Origin of the sequence: Bacillus sp. 522_BSPC (genome assembly GCF_001076885.1) — a bacterium.
Taxonomy (GTDB): Bacteria; Bacillota; Bacilli; order Bacillales; family Cytobacillaceae; genus Niallia; species Niallia hominis.
Genome location: NZ_JVDT01000264.1, coordinates 1 through 15,960 on the forward strand (window position 1 = coordinate 1; position 15,960 = coordinate 15,960).

A 15,960-nucleotide genomic window follows, 5' to 3' on the forward strand; every position below is an offset into this window, starting at 1 on the left:
CATTCACTTTGCCTTACAGGGATTAAAAGGTTTTTAAAAAAAGAGAGAATCAACAGTTGGAAGAACAAAACCAATTAGAAAGCGGATACAATCTTAGAGGTTTTACTTTATAAAAAAGGGAGCTATAAAAAAACTCCCACAAAAACTTGACTCAATCGTAACAACTGAGTTGTATTTATATGGAATGCTAAAAGGTAGATATTTCTGCCTTTTTAATTTGCCTTTAATAACAGGGCAATTAATGATAACTCTATCTTAAGAAGGTAGTTTTTCCCCTTTTACTCGAGATCACAGGACATTTGCCTGTGCTTTTTTTATTGGAAAATAACCAATGGAGGGTAAAATAATGGAAAAAGTATGTCTTGAATTAGTAAATATAGAAATTGCGTATTTAGATCGGATCGTGTTAACCATACCAAGATTATCTGTACATCAGTTTGATCGAATTGGTATTGTAGGGAAGAACGGAGCTGGTAAGAGCACCTTGCTAAAATTAATGGCAGGTAGGATTCAGCCAGAGAAAGGAAAAATAAATAGTTTTGTAGATTTCGCCTATTTTGATCAATTAAACCCACCTGAGAAAAAAGAAATAGAGTATGACTTAATCGGAAAACTTTCTATCCCTAAAACGGCATTAGAAAATTTTAGTGGAGGGGAGCTTACAAAACTCAAAATAGCAGAGATTTTCTCCAACTAAAGGGAAGGCTTATTATTTGATGAGCCAACAACCCATTTGGATAAGTTAGGAAAACAGTTCTTATTAGAAGAATTAGAGTACTATTATGGTGCGCTTATTCTTGTCAGTCATGACCGGACTGTTCTTGATAAATTAGTGACGAAAATATGGGAAGTAGAGGATGGAATCGTAACGGAATATACAGGGAATTATTCCGATTATACTGCTCAAAAGGAACTACAGCGAAAACAACAGCAGGAGCAACATGAGAAATATGTAAAGGAGAAAACTCTACTTGTAAATGCGGCGGAAGTAAAAAGAAAAAATGCAGACAAAATCACGCAGGCTAACGGCCATATTTCTAAAAAAGGAACAAAAGCAAAAGCTAATAAAATGTTTATGACTAAATCAAAAGATACAAGCCAAAAGTCTGTTCAACGAGCAGCAAAAGCGATGGAACAGCGAGTAGAACAATTGAAAATGGTAGAAGCTCCTAAAAACGAACAACAGTTGCGGTTTCAACAGTCAGAAACGCTTACCATGCATAATAAGTTTCCCATTATGGGCGACAGAATTATGTTGAAAACAGGAGAAAAAATACTGCTTCAAGACGTAAGCTTTCAATTTCCATTAGGAAAGAATATTGTGATTACTGGAAAGAATGGTTCAGGGAAAACATCCCTTTTAAACTATATCATTCATCAAAAAGAGGGAGTTACTATCTCTCCGAATGCTGTTCTTGGTATGTATAAACAGATGGACTATCAATTTATAAAGAACCAATCAGTCAAGGATTATATGAAAGAAAAGAGTGATTATGGAGAAAGTAAAATTCGTTCTGTTCTTCATTCGACGAATTTTTCAGGGAATGATTTAAAAAAGAATGTCTGCCAATTAAGTGGGGGAGAAGCTATTCGATTAACATTATGTCAGCTTTTTCTAGGAAGATATAATGTCCTATTTTTGGATGAGCCGACAAACTTTTTAGATATATATTGTATCGAAGCTTTAGAGCGATTTTTAAAAGCATATGAAGGAACAGTCATTCTTGTTTCACATGATCAAGCATTTATTGAGCGTATTGCAGATTATATATATGAAATCGAAAATAATCAATTAGTTTTGAAGAAATTTGAATAATACATGGAATCTTGCATGAATTGTGCAAGAAAAGTCGGAAGCGTGTTAAATTTGTTTGGTAAATTTTATAAAGAAGGGGAGGGCATGAAATGGATGTAATTAAAGGAATGAATCAGGCTCTTCAATATATCGAAGAGCATTTGTCTGAAGAAATAGATATGAAGCAAGTTGCTAGGATTGCTCTTTGTTCTGAGTACCACTTTAAAAGGATGTTTTCGTTTCTCGCTGGGATATCACTAACAGAGTATATTTGTAAAAGAAGGCTAACGATTGCTGCATTCGAGCTAGAGAATAGCCATTTAAGAATTATTGATATTGCCGTTAAATATGGCTATTCATCACCTGATTCGTTTACAAGAGCATTTCAACGTTTTCATGGAATAGCGACTTCTGAAGCGAGAATTAAGGGAATCCCATTAAAGGCATATCCACGAATGTCCTTCCAATTAACCATTAAGGGAGGAGTCGAAATGAATTACCGAATAGAAGAAAAGAATGCTTTTCATATAGTAGGTATGATGAAGAAAGTACCGATTATTTTTGAAGGGGAGAACCCGGAAATCAATGCTATGTGGAAGCAGCTAGGGCAAGAGAAGATTAGTGAACTACTACAACTATCAAATGTGGAACCAAGAGGGATAATTCAAGCATCGACAAATTTTTCAGAAGAAAGGATGATGGAAAAAGGTACTCTTGATCATTACATTGGGGTTGCTACAACAGAATCCTGTCCAAAGGGCTTTGCAGCTTTAGAAGTGCCTAATCTAACTTGGGCTGTGTTTGAGTCAGAGGGTCCTTTTCCGGAAACAGTACAGACAGTATGGGGAAATATTTATGCCGAATGGTTCCCATCTTCAGGCTATCAACAAATGCAAGGACCTGAAATCCTATCAATTAAAAGTAAAGATTTACAGTCTCCGAAAGTACCATGTGAAATTTGGATACCTGTTAGTAAAAGGTAGCAGCATTTGTAAATAAAGTTTTTTAAGACGGTTTAATAAGAGAGAGTTACTTAAGAGAGGGAAGGCGACTCAAAATTTGCCTTCCCATTGCTTAATAATCCAAATGCTTATAATACAAAAGATATTCTTTTTCATTAAGTTTCATCAGTTTATATTTTCGAATATCGTTTTCCAGCTTCTTTTGATCGGTATTTTTATTACTTAGCTTCAATGCAAGCTGATAAAAAATTTCACCTAGAATGTATATGGTACCAGATGAACCTAATTCAAGACCTAATGTTTCTGTCTCTGACAGCTGTGTTTTTGCCAATTCCTCGATTTCTTTTTTATAATCCTCTTTAATTAAAATATGGGATTCTTTGTTTGCAAAGGCGAGCAGTAAATCCTCTGTATTGTATACTTCAAAATAGGCAGTGTTCTTTTCTAATTGCAAAAGTTCATCTAATACTGTTCCTTCGCTTTTTTCGACTGTTTCAGCAATAGCTTGAATGGTTTTTACTGAATAGCTGCTGACATTCTTTTTGTTGACGGCAGCTAGCATTTGTTGACTTATGCCAGTTTGTTTAAAAACATCATAACGCTTTTTTCCATTCTTTTGTAAATAGACGTCAAGTAAGCTCACAATATTAACCACCTTTACTAAAAATTTGTTTACTAAAATATATTTTAGTACAGATGGTTAATATTGTAAATGGTAATGTGGTCTTTACGTCATATTTCCAATTTTTGTTGTATTATGATTATTCTTTGTTAAAATAAAAAATTATAGTTTGAAAATGAAATGGGGGAGAAGGTATTGAAATTAGTTTTTATTGTAGGCCCACAAGCAGTCGGGAAAATGACTGTTGGCCAAGAACTATCAAAAGTAACAGATTTAAAGTTATTCCATAATCATATGACCATTGATTTAGTTAGTACATTTTTTGATTAATGGAACAGTAGCTGGTAAGAGGTTAGTGGGGCTGTTTCGTAAGGAAATATTCGAAGAGGTATCTAAAGTGATTTGAATGGCATCATCTTCGCTTACGTGTGGGCGTTTGACATGAAAGAAGATTGGGATTATGTAAGTCAGGTTTGCGAGCTTTTTGAATCAAGAGGGGCATCGGTTTATTTCGTTGAGCTAGAAGCAGATGTAGAGGAGAGAATTGAAAGAAATAAAAGTCCGAATCGGCTTGAACATAAACCTAGTAAAAGAGATATCGCTTGGTCTGAAAATGATTTGAAAACATCCATGGAAGCCTATCGCTTAAATTCTTTACCAGGAGAAATAAAAAATAGAAATTATTTGCGAATTAATAATACAAACAAAAGTGCAGAGGAAGTTGCAAAACAAATTAAAGAAATATTTAATTTATGATAGTAAAAAGAAAGAGGAGTTTAGCAATAATTTATTGAAAGGATGAAGGCATATTTTCCATGAATTTGGTATCATCGAAAATTTTAATAAACAGCAAGTATACAATCAATACACACCTGATCTTTATAATTGTGTCACAGTAAATGATGATTTTATAAAAGAGATGATAAAACAATTAGCGATGATGAAAACATATTTCCATACATATGAAAGACCTGCTAATGGTTTAGCATACAACGGAATAACGCTCATTCCTCCTGAGTCGTTACCAATATTTTTAGATATCGTTTTGTCTAATAAAACAAGAAGAAAATCGGAGGAGCTTATCGATCTAGCTATAAAAATAAAAGAAGCACAGGAAGCAAAAAAATACATGATTCACTATGGGATATAAGATTAGAGTGGATTATGTATTTTTTTGCGAGGATAATTTCATTCTTCTTCGTCTATATCCCTTTCTCGCTTATTTCGTAAGTAATATGTATATAAGACGGGAGTTAAACAACATATAAATATTATTCCACCAATTAACACACCATTCATTAATTTATACCCATCAGTATTTATGACAAGCTGGCCTATAAAAAAAGAGAGAACAGTGATGATTAAAATAGAAAGATATAATCCTTTTTTAGGGTCCTTTTTACGGTTTTCATGGTCCACATTAACATTCATAGATAGATAGGCGGAGACAATAGCAGTAACAATGAATACATACCATACAGGATTGTCTGTCATGCCATCCATCCCTTTTGTTACTAAAACATAACCTAAAATTCCAAGTATACCAATGGTTTGAATAATATAAGCGATACGAATGTTTTGCAAGTTTTTCATTATTAATCGTTCATCATTTATTTTTTTCATCATTATTCCTCCTTGTCTACCCAAAATAATTCATCTAATGTTCTGTTAACGGTGTAACAGAGTTCAAGACAAAGTTTTAAAGTAGGGTTATATTTCCCTTTTTCGATAAGACTAATTGTTTGCCGCGTAACTCCGATTTTATCTGCTAATTGTTGCTGCGTTAAATCGGCTTGAATTCGAGCGATTTTTAGTTTGTTTTTCAATAGCATTCTCCTTATGGATGGAATATATATATTACATTATATATACTATATATTACTTAATGCAATATATATATTCCGTTAAGGTCATAATCTTACAAATTATATTAATTAATGCCAGAATGAAAGAAAATAAAAAGGTTTATTAAAGAGTGGAACTAGATTCATAAAAAAAGGGAGACATCACTTTGAAGATTCTCCCTTGATAAGGCTAAATATATTTAAATAGATTCCATAACTTCCTTCAATGTAGGGATGGAGGAAGCGGCACCTTTACGTGTTACAGCAATAGATGCTGCTTTTGAAGCGATTTGCAGAGCTTTCTTTATGTCGGCATGCTGAGAAATCTGGCTTAAGAAATATCCTAAAAATGTGTCTCCAGCTGCGGTGGTATCAACCGCATTGACTTTATAGACTGCTTGACTAAACTCTTGTGAACTATCTTTATAAATGACTCCTTGTGTACCTAATGTTAAAACAATTTTCATTTGATTGTTCAAGGATAGAAGCTGTTGAAAAATCTTATCCGTTGAATCTTCACCTGTAATAGATTTTGCTTCAATTTCATTTAAAATTAAGTAATCTATTTTAGAATAATCTAATGTTGTCAAACTCTCATCAATTGGGGAAGGGTTAAACACAATTTTTATGCCTCTTTTATGTGCTGTTTCCACTATGTATTCTAAATGGTTAATTTCGTTTTGCAATAGGAGAATATCTTTCGTTGAAAAATTTGCAAGAACGTGATTAATTTGCTCTATCGTTATTTCTTTATTTGCTCCACCAAATAAAAGAATGCAATTTTCCCCATTGGAAGACACTTGTATGATGGCATGGCCTGTCGTGCTTCCATTTTCGTCAATCCAATCCGTATTTACATTGGATTCAGATAAAATGTCTTTTAGGAAAAGACCATCTTTGCTAATCTTACCACAATGGAATACCTTTGCTCCGGCCTTTGCTAGAGCGATCGACTGATTTAACCCTTTTCCTCCAGGAAATTCTTCATAATTAGTAGAAGATAATGTTTCTCCCGCAGAAACGAAGTGAGGGACAGTATAAACTTTATCAATATTTAAAGAACCGAAATTTAATATTTTCAATGATTACACCTCTTGAAAGTTACTTATTTATAGAATAGCATTGATTTTTCTTTATATAAATGGGAGAAATTTGTTAAAGTAGTAGAGAACAGGAATATTTAGGAAGTATATATAAAAAGGACTTCAAAAAAATACCTGTCTTATAAGTTAATTTGCAATAGTCTTTAGATGCTTAGTGATCATCATTTTCAGAAACCAAATGAACCACACTAGGATAAAAATACATGATAAACAACCCAAAACCAATAGAATTTTGGTGATATTATACTGAATTACGATAATAATACAAATTTATTATAAAAAGTAACTTTTGTTATATCTATTAGAGTTAGGAGATAAAAATGCTTACTCTCTACATAACAAGACATGGAGAAACAAAATGGAATACAGAAAAAAGGATGCAAGGATGGAGTGATTCATCGTTAACGGAAAATGGTGTAAAGAATGCGATATTATTAGGCAATAGATTGAAAGACATTGAGTTTGATGCTATTCATACGAGCCCGAGTCAAAGAACCATAATAACAGCGAATCTTATTAAAGGGGATAGAAAGATTCCCCTTATTCCAGATGATCAATTAAAAGAAATCAATATGGGGATATGGGAATGAGAAACATTAGCTGATTTAAAAGATAATTATCCAGAACAATTCGACTTCTTTTGGAATGCTCCTCATCAGTATAAATCCATAAATGGAGAAGACTTTTTTGAAGTGAAAAAAAGAGTATCTAAAGCTTTGAAAATGATACAAGACAAGTATTCTTCCGGTAATATTCTCCTTGTTACACATTCAGTAGTTATAAAAGTATTATTAGCTATTTTTAAAGAGTTGCCAATCGAAAAAATTTGGGAACCTCCTTTTATCTACGATACGAGTCTCACAGTTGTAGAAATGGTTAATGATACAGCTCAGATTGTATTAGAAGGCGATTTAACGCATAGGCAGGATAAATAATTGATAGGAGTGTACATAAAATGAAAATCTTTGATTCACATTTTCATATTATAGATAATCATTTCCCTTTGATAGAAAACCAAGGCTATATACCAAATACATTCACTTCAGATGACTATTTAAATGCTATAAAAAATTTAAATATAGTAGGTGGTGCAATTGTTTCAGGATCATTCCAAGGCTTTGACCAATCTTATTTAGTTCAAGCATTAAACAATTTAGGCAGTAATTTCGTAGGTGTAACACAACTACCTGCTAGTGTCTCAGATGAAGAAATTATTCAATTAAATGAAGTTGGTGTGAAAGCTATTCGATTTAATTTAAAACGTGGTGGCTCTGCCGAAATTTCACAAATGGAGTATCTAGCAAGAAGAGTATTTGAATTAGTTGGTTGGCATTCAGAAATCTACATCAATTCGAATGATTTAGAAGACATTGCTGCATTAATAGAAAAACTACCTGCTGTGTCTATTGATCATCTAGGATTATCTCAAACTGGCTTTTCAAGTCTACTATATTTGGTCGAAAAAGGAGTAAAGGTAAAGGCAACTGGTTTTGGGAGACTTGATTTTGATCCAGTTACAGCTCTCCAAAAAATACATGAAGTAAATCCAAATGCCTTAATGTTTGGTACAGATTTACCTTCTACAAGGGCGAAGCGGCCATTTCAAGTATCTGATATAGACATTATTTTGAATGCTATAAGAGAAGAATCACATCTAGTACTATATCAAAATGCAATGGATTGGTATTTTAAATAAATTGTTTACTGAAATCTGGAGTGAAATAATAATAATAGGAAGGAGAAAACTGTTGGATAATATAGAGTTTATTGAATTAACGACAGAAAATATAGAGGAAACAGGTTGTTATTGTTTAAGAAGCAAAACGAAGTCAACAGGCTATCAAGGGAAAAAAGTTTGGTTAATAGATCAATTTAGACAAGGCTTAACATATATTCAAATGTTGGAGAATGAAAAGCTGGCTGGTTTTATTGAATATACACCAATTGAACATTCCTCAAGAGTAGTATATGGGGAAAATTACTATGTCATACATTGCCTTTGGGTTAATATAACTGGGAAAGGCTACGCCACTCACCTAATTGAAAAGGTTATTCAAGATGCCAAAGATCATAAGAAGAATGGCGTTATTGTTGTAACAAATCCAACAACTTCTTGGACACCAAGTAAAGAAGTTTTTATAAAAAAGGGTTTTGTTGAAGTAGATCAGGCTCCATATGGATTTGAGTTATTAGTCTACAAAATGGAAGATGCACCAAATCCTTATTTTCCTAATGACTGGGAAGAACGGCTAACTCGTTATAACAATCAATTAACCATCCTTCGAACAAAGCAATGCCCATATATAGACATAGCAATCGATAATGTAATAGAAGCAGCAACAAAGTTAGATATTAAGGCAGAAATCCACCTTTTACAATCGCGAGAAGAATTATTAAGACTGTCTCCAACTCCATATGGCGTTTATGGTGTGGTTTATAAAAATCAATTGATATCCTATCATCGGCTTACGGTTCATTCTGCGATGAAACGAATGAGGGAAGTATCGGTATTAAAAATATAAACGGAGAATTACTGAAAGTGGGCCTATTTGAAGGACTCCACTTTTTATTTTGTGAAAATATTATAAAAAAGTAAAACTTTTAAAGACTTCATCCGTCTATACATAGAACTTTTTTAAAAGGAGGGGAAAAAGTGGAGAAGGAAAAAGACAAAATTATCTTAGAATGGTATGAAAAGTTCGGGGATGCTATTTTTAAATATATCTTAATTATGATTCAAGATTATCAGCAGGCAGAAGATTTAACAAACGAGACTTTTTTTAAGGCATTTCTTCGTTTGGATACTTTTAAAGGACAAGCCAGTGAAAAAACGTGGCTTTATCGAATTGCTCATAATCTTACCGTCGATATGATTAGAAAAAAGAAGCCGTTACTACTTATAAAAGAAGCGTTTTTACTAAAAAAAGATGATTGTCCATTGCCAGATGAGATTTTACAAATGAAAGAACAATCGCTGGATCTTTATCATGCATTAAGTTCATTAAAAAAATCTTATCGAGAGGTCATTATACTAAGGAAACTGAAGGAGTTTTCTATAGAAGAAACGGCAGAGATTTTAGGATGGTCAGAAAGCAAGGTGAAATCTACTTTATTTCGGGCTATTCGATCATTGGAGAAAGAATTAAAAAAGGAGGGAGCCTTAAATGGGAAAGTTATATAAAGAACAGCTTGATTTTGAATTAACAAATTTAGAAGAAGATATCTATTGGGGTAAGAAACGAAAAGAGGCTACACGCTTAAAGCTAGAGGAGAGGATGCAGTTTCATAATAAAAGGCGAAATAAATTTCAAGTATTTCCTTTCATAGCACTTTTCGTAGTATCGACTATACTCTTCTTATTAATTCGTATGGAATCTCCACAATTTCATAAAGTTCAGGGAAATAGCGTAAATGATGAGAAACCATTTGATCTAGAAGAAATGGTTATTATTACAGCAAAAGAACAAAAAAAAATCGAAAATAAAAAAAAGGTATTTCTATCAGAGGAAGCAGGGATTCCTTATTCTCTAAATACACTTGAATTATCTTCACTTAAGATAACTGGTGAACCGAAAATAAGTGCGACGAAGGTAAAGAATTCTATTCTAGTAAACGCAGATTTTCCATTGTCAGACGGAAGCTTTCTTTCCATACATACAGAGAAAAAACAAAAAAATATATATGGTAATGATAAAAATAGTTTTGTAAAAAAAGAGCAGAAAATAACCATTAATAAACATTTAGCAGTACTTATCCATGAGAAAAATGATCTCAAATTAATTATTCCAACAAAGAACTATCAATATACGATTACAGGTGTTGAAGATAAGCAGGATTTAATAAGCATTGCGGAAATGATTGAATTTTACTGAGTTTGTGTAAGTACACTACAATATTTGATGAGAATTTAGCTATTATAGTTTTATAATTCCATTTCACGTATATAATTGAACCAATATCATTAAAAAAGTGGGGAAAAGTTAATGCGAAATAGAGGGTCAGTAGTTATTATGGAAGATAATAAGCTATGTCTTATTAAAAGAAGTAGAAATAATTCTATCTATTATGTATTTCCTGGTGGTGGTATCGAGCCAGAAGAAACGCCTAGGGAAGCAGCTAAACGTGAAGCATTTGAAGAATTAGGTGTAACCGTCCAAATAAACGAATGCTTAGCAGAAATAGAATATGAAGGAACCCAGTATTTTTTCTTAGCAGATATCGTCAGCGGCAGTATTGGAACAGGTCAAGGAGAAGAATTTACGGAAAGAGCTCCAGAGCGAGGAACATATTTGCCAATGTGGGTAGATATAGATGATTTATCAGCTATCGTTGTAAAACCACTATTCGTAGCTAAAAAAGTGAAAGAATACTTTGATAGAAAAATCTCTTTTTAGTAAAATGGCCTTTGTTCTTGAAGGTCATTTTTAATTTCGTCAGGTATCTGAATTTTTCGAAAAAGTGAATTTCTTCTTTATGATTAATGTTATAATTTTTGAAGGTAATGAGGAGGGAAACACAGCCATGTTATTTAAAAGCTTAGGAGAAAAAGTTTATATTAAACAGCCGGAGTGGAAGGAACTAGGGTTTGTGGAATGGCTTTGGGCTGACAAAGATACCATGATGGATGTTGGCGGTACAATTGAGTTTGAGGAAAGTAGGAGAATAGGATGGTACCAACGGATGGTTCAACCAACAGATGGAACCAACTTCTACTGCTTTATTTATACTTATGAAGACATTCCAATTGGGGAAGTAAGTTTCCATCGATTTGATCATGAAAAGCACCTAGCGGAGTTAAATATAAAAATAGCTTATAAATATCGTAGAAATGGTTATGCAAAAGAGGCAATTCATTTACTTCTGGATTATTTCTTTAATGAATTTGGAGGAGAAGTGATGGCAGACCGTGTGGCTATCCATAATACTGCAGGACAACAACTATTAATAAATTATGGATTCAATCTTATTAAAGATAGTAATCAAGACATAGTTCTATTCCGGTTAAGGAAAGAAGATTTTATTAAAATACACGATTAAATATAGGAGTGAGAAATTGAATCTAATAGAAAATATAATTCCCATGAAGGAAAAAGAGTTGAAGCACTTTCTAGGGAATAGAAAATCTGAAGAAATAGAATGGGATGAAAAAACAAAACAGACAGTTGTAAAATCTATGCTTATACATATTGGTTCACCAGATAGTAAGCTAAGAGATAACTTGATTTATCACACCTTTTGTCAATTAATCATGGAAAACAAACTAGAAAAGCATTTTTTATGTGAATTGTTAGAAACCTGTTTAAGTGATCAATTTTTGTTTAAGGGAATTGGGGAAAAGGATACGGATTCTGTTTTCACTCGTTCTTTCACCTCTTTACTAATTGCACTTATTCTTTATCAAGACAATCGTGATGATTTCTTATCAGTAGCGAAGGTTCTTGAAGTTAAGGATAAACTGATTAGCTATGTAAATCTTGAAAAAGATGTAAGGGGATATGTTAAGGAAAAAGGATGGGCACATAGTGTGGCGCATGTGGCAGATGCTTTCGATGAGCTTGTCAAAAGTAAAAAAATAACGCAAAGCAATTACCCAGAAATGCTACAGGCAATTTTTGGGAAAATCTATCAGACTGAAAGTGTCTATATTCATGATGAAGAAGAACGAGTGATTGTTCCTATTGTACAAATGATAGATAACGGTTTAGAAAAGGAAGTGCTAGAAACTTTTATAAAAAATATAAGAAATGAGTTAGAGATATATAAGAAAAAATTAGAGGAAGAGAATTATTGGTTTTTAGTGGCAAATTGCAAGAATTTCTTAAAGAGTTTATTGCTGGAAATATTAAACAAACCTTCCGTATCATCTATGCAGGCAGTCGTAATCCAAACTATAAAGGAGATTTATTAAAGATGGACTGGCCAATATTTGATACACTAGATTATTTACAAGTAGGAAATGCAAAGCAGCAACGAGCATATTTAGCATTAAAGAAATTAAAAATAGACGAAATTTTACATCCTTATAAGCCAATCCTTTGTGGAACCATTCCAATTGGAGTGGATATAGAGGATTCAGATTTAGATATTATTATGGAAGTATACGAATTTGAAAATTTTAAACAGATTGTAACTGAGTATTTTGGTGAAATGGATTATTTTCGTCTCAAAAGATTAATGATTAGAGAAGTGGATGTAATAAAAGCGAATTTCTATTTTAATGGCTTCGAGTTTGAATTATTCGGTCAGCCTATTCCGGTTAAACAGCAATTTGCTTATCTCCATATGATTATTGAACAAGCAATATTAAGGATAAATCCAGCAATAAAGGAAGAAATACTTAAACTCAAGAAACAGGGCTATAAAACAGAGCCAGCTTTTTGTCAGGTTCTAGGGTTAAAAGGAGATTCTTATTATTCTTTGATCCAATATGGGAAAGAGAAGAGATTAATTTAAACACAGGCGGAGAATTTATATAAAAGAGGGATATAAATGGAATTAATCTTTATCCGGCATGGAGAAGGAGAACACACGCTTAATTTACCAGCTAGTCTACATAAAAGAAATCCTTCTCTCACAAAAAAGGGAATGGACCAAGCAAAGAAGCTAAAGGAAAGTCTTCCATTAAGCACTCAGGATATTGTGTTTATTAGTCCTTTATTAAGAACTATGCAAACAGCTATGCTATGGACGGATGGTGTGGATTGCAAAAAAATAGTAACTCCTTATGTATCCCCAAGAATGTTCCCTCTTTTATCAAATAAGCAGACATTGCCTTGTGATGTAATGATGAAAAAGGAGAATATATTACATGCATTTCCTTCTTTTGAATTGGATGACAATCCACGAGTAGCTTTATGGATGGAAGGATTTAACACCGCTACAGAAAGGGATTTTACAAGATACGCTGAAGAATTCTTAGTAAATTGTAGAAGATTAAAAAACGAGAAAATCTATAATGTGTCACATGACGGCACAATAACTTCCTATCGCCAGTTAATAACGGGTAGACAATTAAGTAGAGATGACTTTCCGAAAGAGACAGGGTGGTTTCGGATAAATTGTTGATATAGTTGGGTGAGTATGCCGGTAAAAAGAAAATACGGAAACCATAAAGGTTGGAAACGGATATTAGAAAAGCAATATGCGCAAATGTTTATAATAACGGATGAGTTTACGGGATATTTGTCACTATTTCATTCCATAAAGGTAGCGGAATCAGTAACCAAAAGGTATAACCAGAAAGAGGTTTGTATACTTAATGACGGCTATATGTGGCTTCACCAATATCCATTAAATAAAAATCACTCTATCACTACTATGTTTAATAAAGATGGAGATATTGTCCAATGGTATATTGATATCTGTCTTGAACATGGAACAGAAGATAAGGTTCCTTGGATGGATGACTTGTTTTTAGATATTGTAGTATTGCCAACTAAAGAAATTTATTTACTGGATGAAGAAGAACTGGTGAATGCGTATAAAGACAATTATATTTCGAATGAACAGTATGACTTAGCATGGAAAGAAGCGAGTGATATTTTAGAACAATTAAAACAGGATCAATTCCGCTTATTAGCATTAGCCGATCAACATAAAAAGCAGCTGGAGAAGAAGTTAAAATAATTAAATAAATCGCTCGAAAGGATTGATACCAATTATCATATCAACACTAGTATTAGGCTGGATAGGAATCGTCTTATTTGTCATCCTTGCTGTAAAGTTTCCTAAGCTTGCTAAAAATAACGAATTTGGATTTATACATATTCTAATGGCATTTATGTATGCAATGTGGTTGCCTATTCCGATTACATTATATGAGATACTACATACTGATAGCCTAAAAATGGGTATGATTTTTGGGACAGTATACTTATCTATGATGATTATGACAATGAGTTTACAGACAGGTCATATAGTACATAGCGAAAAAGTAAGTCAACCGCAAGCAATAAGCAATCATCTGATGGCAACCTTATCAGGACCATTTGAATTAATGGCCAATATCCTAAAGAGTATTTGGGTAATATTTCTTGCAGTTGCGTTTTGGAAGCAGCAATATGTTATGATGGCAAATTTGATGGGAATCATTGGTATACTTATCACTCAACTTTCGCACCAAAAAAATAAGTGCAAATCGTTAGTTGTATTGCGTCTATGGTCTATTAAATATGTTGCTTGACAGTGTTTAATAAAATGAAATAACACCTCATTCTTTGGTATAGTGTAATTGTAGAGAAAACACTACCATACAGAAGAGGTGCTCCCTATATGATAGACCAAAATAGCCAAAACAATCAACTACCAAAAGAACTTAATTCGGTTTTTTCTGAGCTTGAAATGAATAAACACCTGCGCCAAGCAGGAATTAAAAAATCCTTCGGTTTCAGCTGTTCCTACTTATTTCAGCTTGTTTTCTGTTTGATTTTCCAGCACAAAAATTGGTTTTCACTTCTTGATTCAAAGAAAGCCGATCAGTTTCCAGCCAAAGATGCCGTCTATCGCTTTTTAAACCAATCAACTTTTAATTGGCGCCGTTTCTTACTACTGTTGAGCATTTTTACTATTCAAAAGGTGACTCGCCTTACGAATAAAGAGCGTCCAAAAGTACTGATTATCGATGATTCTGCGTATGACCGAAATCGTAGTAAAAAGGTAGAGCTTCTCGCTCGTTGTTTTGATCATGCTTCCCTGAAAATGCGTTTCTTTAAGGGGTTTCGTATGCTCACTTTGGGCTGGTCAGATGGCTATACATTTATGCCAATTGACTTTTCTTTAGTCAGTTCAAAAAAGTCTCAAATCAATGGTATCTCTGAAAAAATTGATAAACGTACTTGTGGATACAAGCGTCGAGAAAATGCATTACAAACTGAGCCTGAACAAGTTCCTGACATGATTAAACGTGCATTAGCCAATGGGATAGATGCAAGTTATGTCCTTATGGATTCTTGGTTTACATTGCCACCACTTGTAAAGTCTATTGTGGATCAAGGATTAGACGTAATTGGTATGGTCAAAGAAACAAAACAACGTTATAACGTAAACGGGGAGATGGTTTCTTTAAAGCAACTATACCGCCTAGCTGGACCCATTCAATCCAAGAAAGGAATTCTTCGTTCCATCCATACGATCATGGCTAATGGAACACCAATTAAAGTGGTATTCATTCAAAACAGAAATAAGAAAAGCGACTGGCTTGCCATCCTCAGCACAGACTGCACTCTTTCAGAACAGGAGATCGTCCGAATCTATGGAATGCGCTGGGATATCGAGGTATTCTTTAAGGCGGCCAAATCTCTTTTGAAACTTGAAAAAGAATTCCAAAGCCGTTCATATGACGCGCTTATTTGCCATACAACGATTGTGTTTTCTCGTTTTATCGTTCTGTCGTGGCAGAATCGCTGTAATACCGATCAACGCACAATAGGTGGTCTGTTTTACGAATTATGCGATGAAGTAAATGAACTTGATTGGGCTGTCGCATTACAGCAATTGATCGAGCTTCTTCAAGATGCACTTAAACAAACGAATAAGAAAATCAAAAAAATAATTCAAAGTCAACTTGAACAGTGGATCGCTGGCCTTCCTAATTATATCAAGGCTTATTTGCCGATATCACTCTGCGAAAGTTGAG

18 protein-coding genes and 3 pseudogenes are annotated in these 15,960 nt (G+C 33.4%); 17 read left to right on the plus strand and 4 right to left on the minus strand.

Features of this window, described 5'->3' with window-relative positions; all coding sequences use genetic code 11:
• The first annotated feature begins 346 nt into the window (after positions 1–346).
• Positions 347–1,816 (plus strand): annotated as a pseudogene (locus ADJ83_RS22015) (Msr family ABC-F type ribosomal protection protein).
• An 89-nt stretch (positions 1,817–1,905) separates the two neighbouring features.
• Positions 1,906–2,778: an AraC family transcriptional regulator gene (locus tag ADJ83_RS22020; RefSeq protein ID WP_031539678.1), complete on the plus strand. Its 873-nt coding sequence runs from the start codon at positions 1,906–1,908 to the stop codon at positions 2,776–2,778.
• A gap of 91 nt (positions 2,779–2,869) precedes the next feature.
• Here the strand turns inward: ADJ83_RS22020 and ADJ83_RS22025 are convergent, their stop codons facing one another.
• Complete coding sequence (locus ADJ83_RS22025) at positions 2,870–3,400, minus strand: hypothetical protein (protein ID WP_031539677.1); 531 nt, start codon at positions 3,398–3,400, stop codon at positions 2,870–2,872.
• Between the two features lie 174 nt (positions 3,401–3,574).
• Between ADJ83_RS22025 and ADJ83_RS26380 the strand changes: the two are divergent.
• Together ADJ83_RS26380 and ADJ83_RS22035 are read left to right on the plus strand one after the other, a co-directional pair.
• Positions 3,575–4,135: pseudogene (locus tag ADJ83_RS26380) on the plus strand (AAA family ATPase).
• Between the two features lie 163 nt (positions 4,136–4,298).
• A complete protein-coding gene (locus tag ADJ83_RS22035; RefSeq protein ID WP_414630351.1) occupies positions 4,299–4,529 on the plus strand; it encodes a hypothetical protein in 231 nt (76 codons plus the stop codon).
• A 38-nt stretch (positions 4,530–4,567) separates the two neighbouring features.
• Here ADJ83_RS22035 and ADJ83_RS22040 read toward each other — a convergent pair whose 3' ends face one another.
• The 3 genes from ADJ83_RS22040 to ADJ83_RS22050 all read right to left on the minus strand — a co-directional run bounded on the left by ADJ83_RS22040 (position 4,568) and on the right by ADJ83_RS22050 (position 6,305).
• Entirely contained in the window at positions 4,568–5,002 is a 435-nt protein-coding gene (locus ADJ83_RS22040; RefSeq protein WP_031539670.1) for a hypothetical protein, read from the minus strand.
• A 2-nt stretch (positions 5,003–5,004) separates the two neighbouring features.
• Positions 5,005–5,205, minus strand: coding sequence for a helix-turn-helix transcriptional regulator (locus tag ADJ83_RS22045; RefSeq protein ID WP_031539668.1), 201 nt, complete (start codon positions 5,203–5,205; stop codon positions 5,005–5,007).
• Positions 5,206–5,423: 218 nt separating this feature from the next.
• Positions 5,424–6,305, minus strand: coding sequence for a ribokinase (locus ADJ83_RS22050; protein ID WP_031539665.1), 882 nt, complete (start codon positions 6,303–6,305; stop codon positions 5,424–5,426).
• A gap of 341 nt (positions 6,306–6,646) precedes the next feature.
• On the opposite strand from ADJ83_RS22050, the pseudogene ADJ83_RS22055 reads away from it, so the two are divergent.
• The 13 genes and pseudogenes from ADJ83_RS22055 (at position 6,647) to ADJ83_RS22115 (ending at position 15,959) form a co-directional block, all read left to right on the plus strand.
• Positions 6,647–7,261: pseudogene (locus ADJ83_RS22055) on the plus strand (histidine phosphatase family protein).
• Between the two features lie 20 nt (positions 7,262–7,281).
• On the plus strand, positions 7,282–8,022 hold the full coding sequence (locus ADJ83_RS22060) for an amidohydrolase family protein (protein ID WP_031539664.1): 741 nt from the start codon (positions 7,282–7,284) through the stop codon (positions 8,020–8,022).
• 52 nt (positions 8,023–8,074) lie between these two features.
• The gene (locus ADJ83_RS22065; RefSeq protein ID WP_031539662.1) at positions 8,075–8,848 is read left to right on the plus strand and encodes a GNAT family N-acetyltransferase; all 774 of its coding nucleotides are present in this window, start codon (positions 8,075–8,077) and stop codon (positions 8,846–8,848) included.
• A gap of 131 nt (positions 8,849–8,979) precedes the next feature.
• Positions 8,980–9,507, plus strand: coding sequence for an RNA polymerase sigma factor (locus ADJ83_RS22070; RefSeq protein ID WP_031539660.1), 528 nt, complete (start codon positions 8,980–8,982; stop codon positions 9,505–9,507).
• Positions 9,491–10,198, plus strand: coding sequence for a DUF4367 domain-containing protein (locus ADJ83_RS22075; protein WP_031539658.1), 708 nt, complete (start codon positions 9,491–9,493; stop codon positions 10,196–10,198). Before ADJ83_RS22070 ends, ADJ83_RS22075 begins: the two co-directional genes overlap by 17 nt.
• A 111-nt stretch (positions 10,199–10,309) precedes the next feature.
• Positions 10,310–10,720 (plus strand): NUDIX hydrolase, encoded by a 411-nt coding sequence (locus ADJ83_RS22080; RefSeq protein WP_031539656.1) that lies wholly within the window; start codon positions 10,310–10,312, stop codon positions 10,718–10,720.
• A gap of 127 nt (positions 10,721–10,847) precedes the next feature.
• The gene (locus ADJ83_RS22085; RefSeq protein ID WP_051641020.1) at positions 10,848–11,363 is read left to right on the plus strand and encodes a GNAT family N-acetyltransferase; all 516 of its coding nucleotides are present in this window, start codon (positions 10,848–10,850) and stop codon (positions 11,361–11,363) included.
• 16 nt (positions 11,364–11,379) lie between these two features.
• On the plus strand, positions 11,380–12,234 hold the full coding sequence (locus tag ADJ83_RS22090; protein WP_051641019.1) for a DUF2785 domain-containing protein: 855 nt from the start codon (positions 11,380–11,382) through the stop codon (positions 12,232–12,234).
• Between the two features lie 2 nt (positions 12,235–12,236).
• The gene (locus ADJ83_RS22095) at positions 12,237–12,779 is read left to right on the plus strand and encodes a DUF4269 domain-containing protein (protein ID WP_081836713.1); all 543 of its coding nucleotides are present in this window, start codon (positions 12,237–12,239) and stop codon (positions 12,777–12,779) included.
• 36 nt (positions 12,780–12,815) lie between these two features.
• The gene (locus ADJ83_RS22100; protein ID WP_031539648.1) at positions 12,816–13,391 is read left to right on the plus strand and encodes a histidine phosphatase family protein; all 576 of its coding nucleotides are present in this window, start codon (positions 12,816–12,818) and stop codon (positions 13,389–13,391) included.
• Positions 13,392–13,406: 15 nt separating this feature from the next.
• Positions 13,407–13,952: a DUF402 domain-containing protein gene (locus ADJ83_RS22105; RefSeq protein WP_031539646.1), complete on the plus strand. Its 546-nt coding sequence runs from the start codon at positions 13,407–13,409 to the stop codon at positions 13,950–13,952.
• A 22-nt stretch (positions 13,953–13,974) separates the two neighbouring features.
• The gene (locus ADJ83_RS22110) at positions 13,975–14,508 is read left to right on the plus strand and encodes a hypothetical protein (RefSeq protein WP_053094387.1); all 534 of its coding nucleotides are present in this window, start codon (positions 13,975–13,977) and stop codon (positions 14,506–14,508) included.
• Positions 14,509–14,597: 89 nt separating this feature from the next.
• Complete coding sequence (locus tag ADJ83_RS22115; RefSeq protein WP_048717268.1) at positions 14,598–15,959, plus strand: IS4 family transposase; 1,362 nt, start codon at positions 14,598–14,600, stop codon at positions 15,957–15,959.
• Position 15,960: the final 1 nt, after the last annotated feature.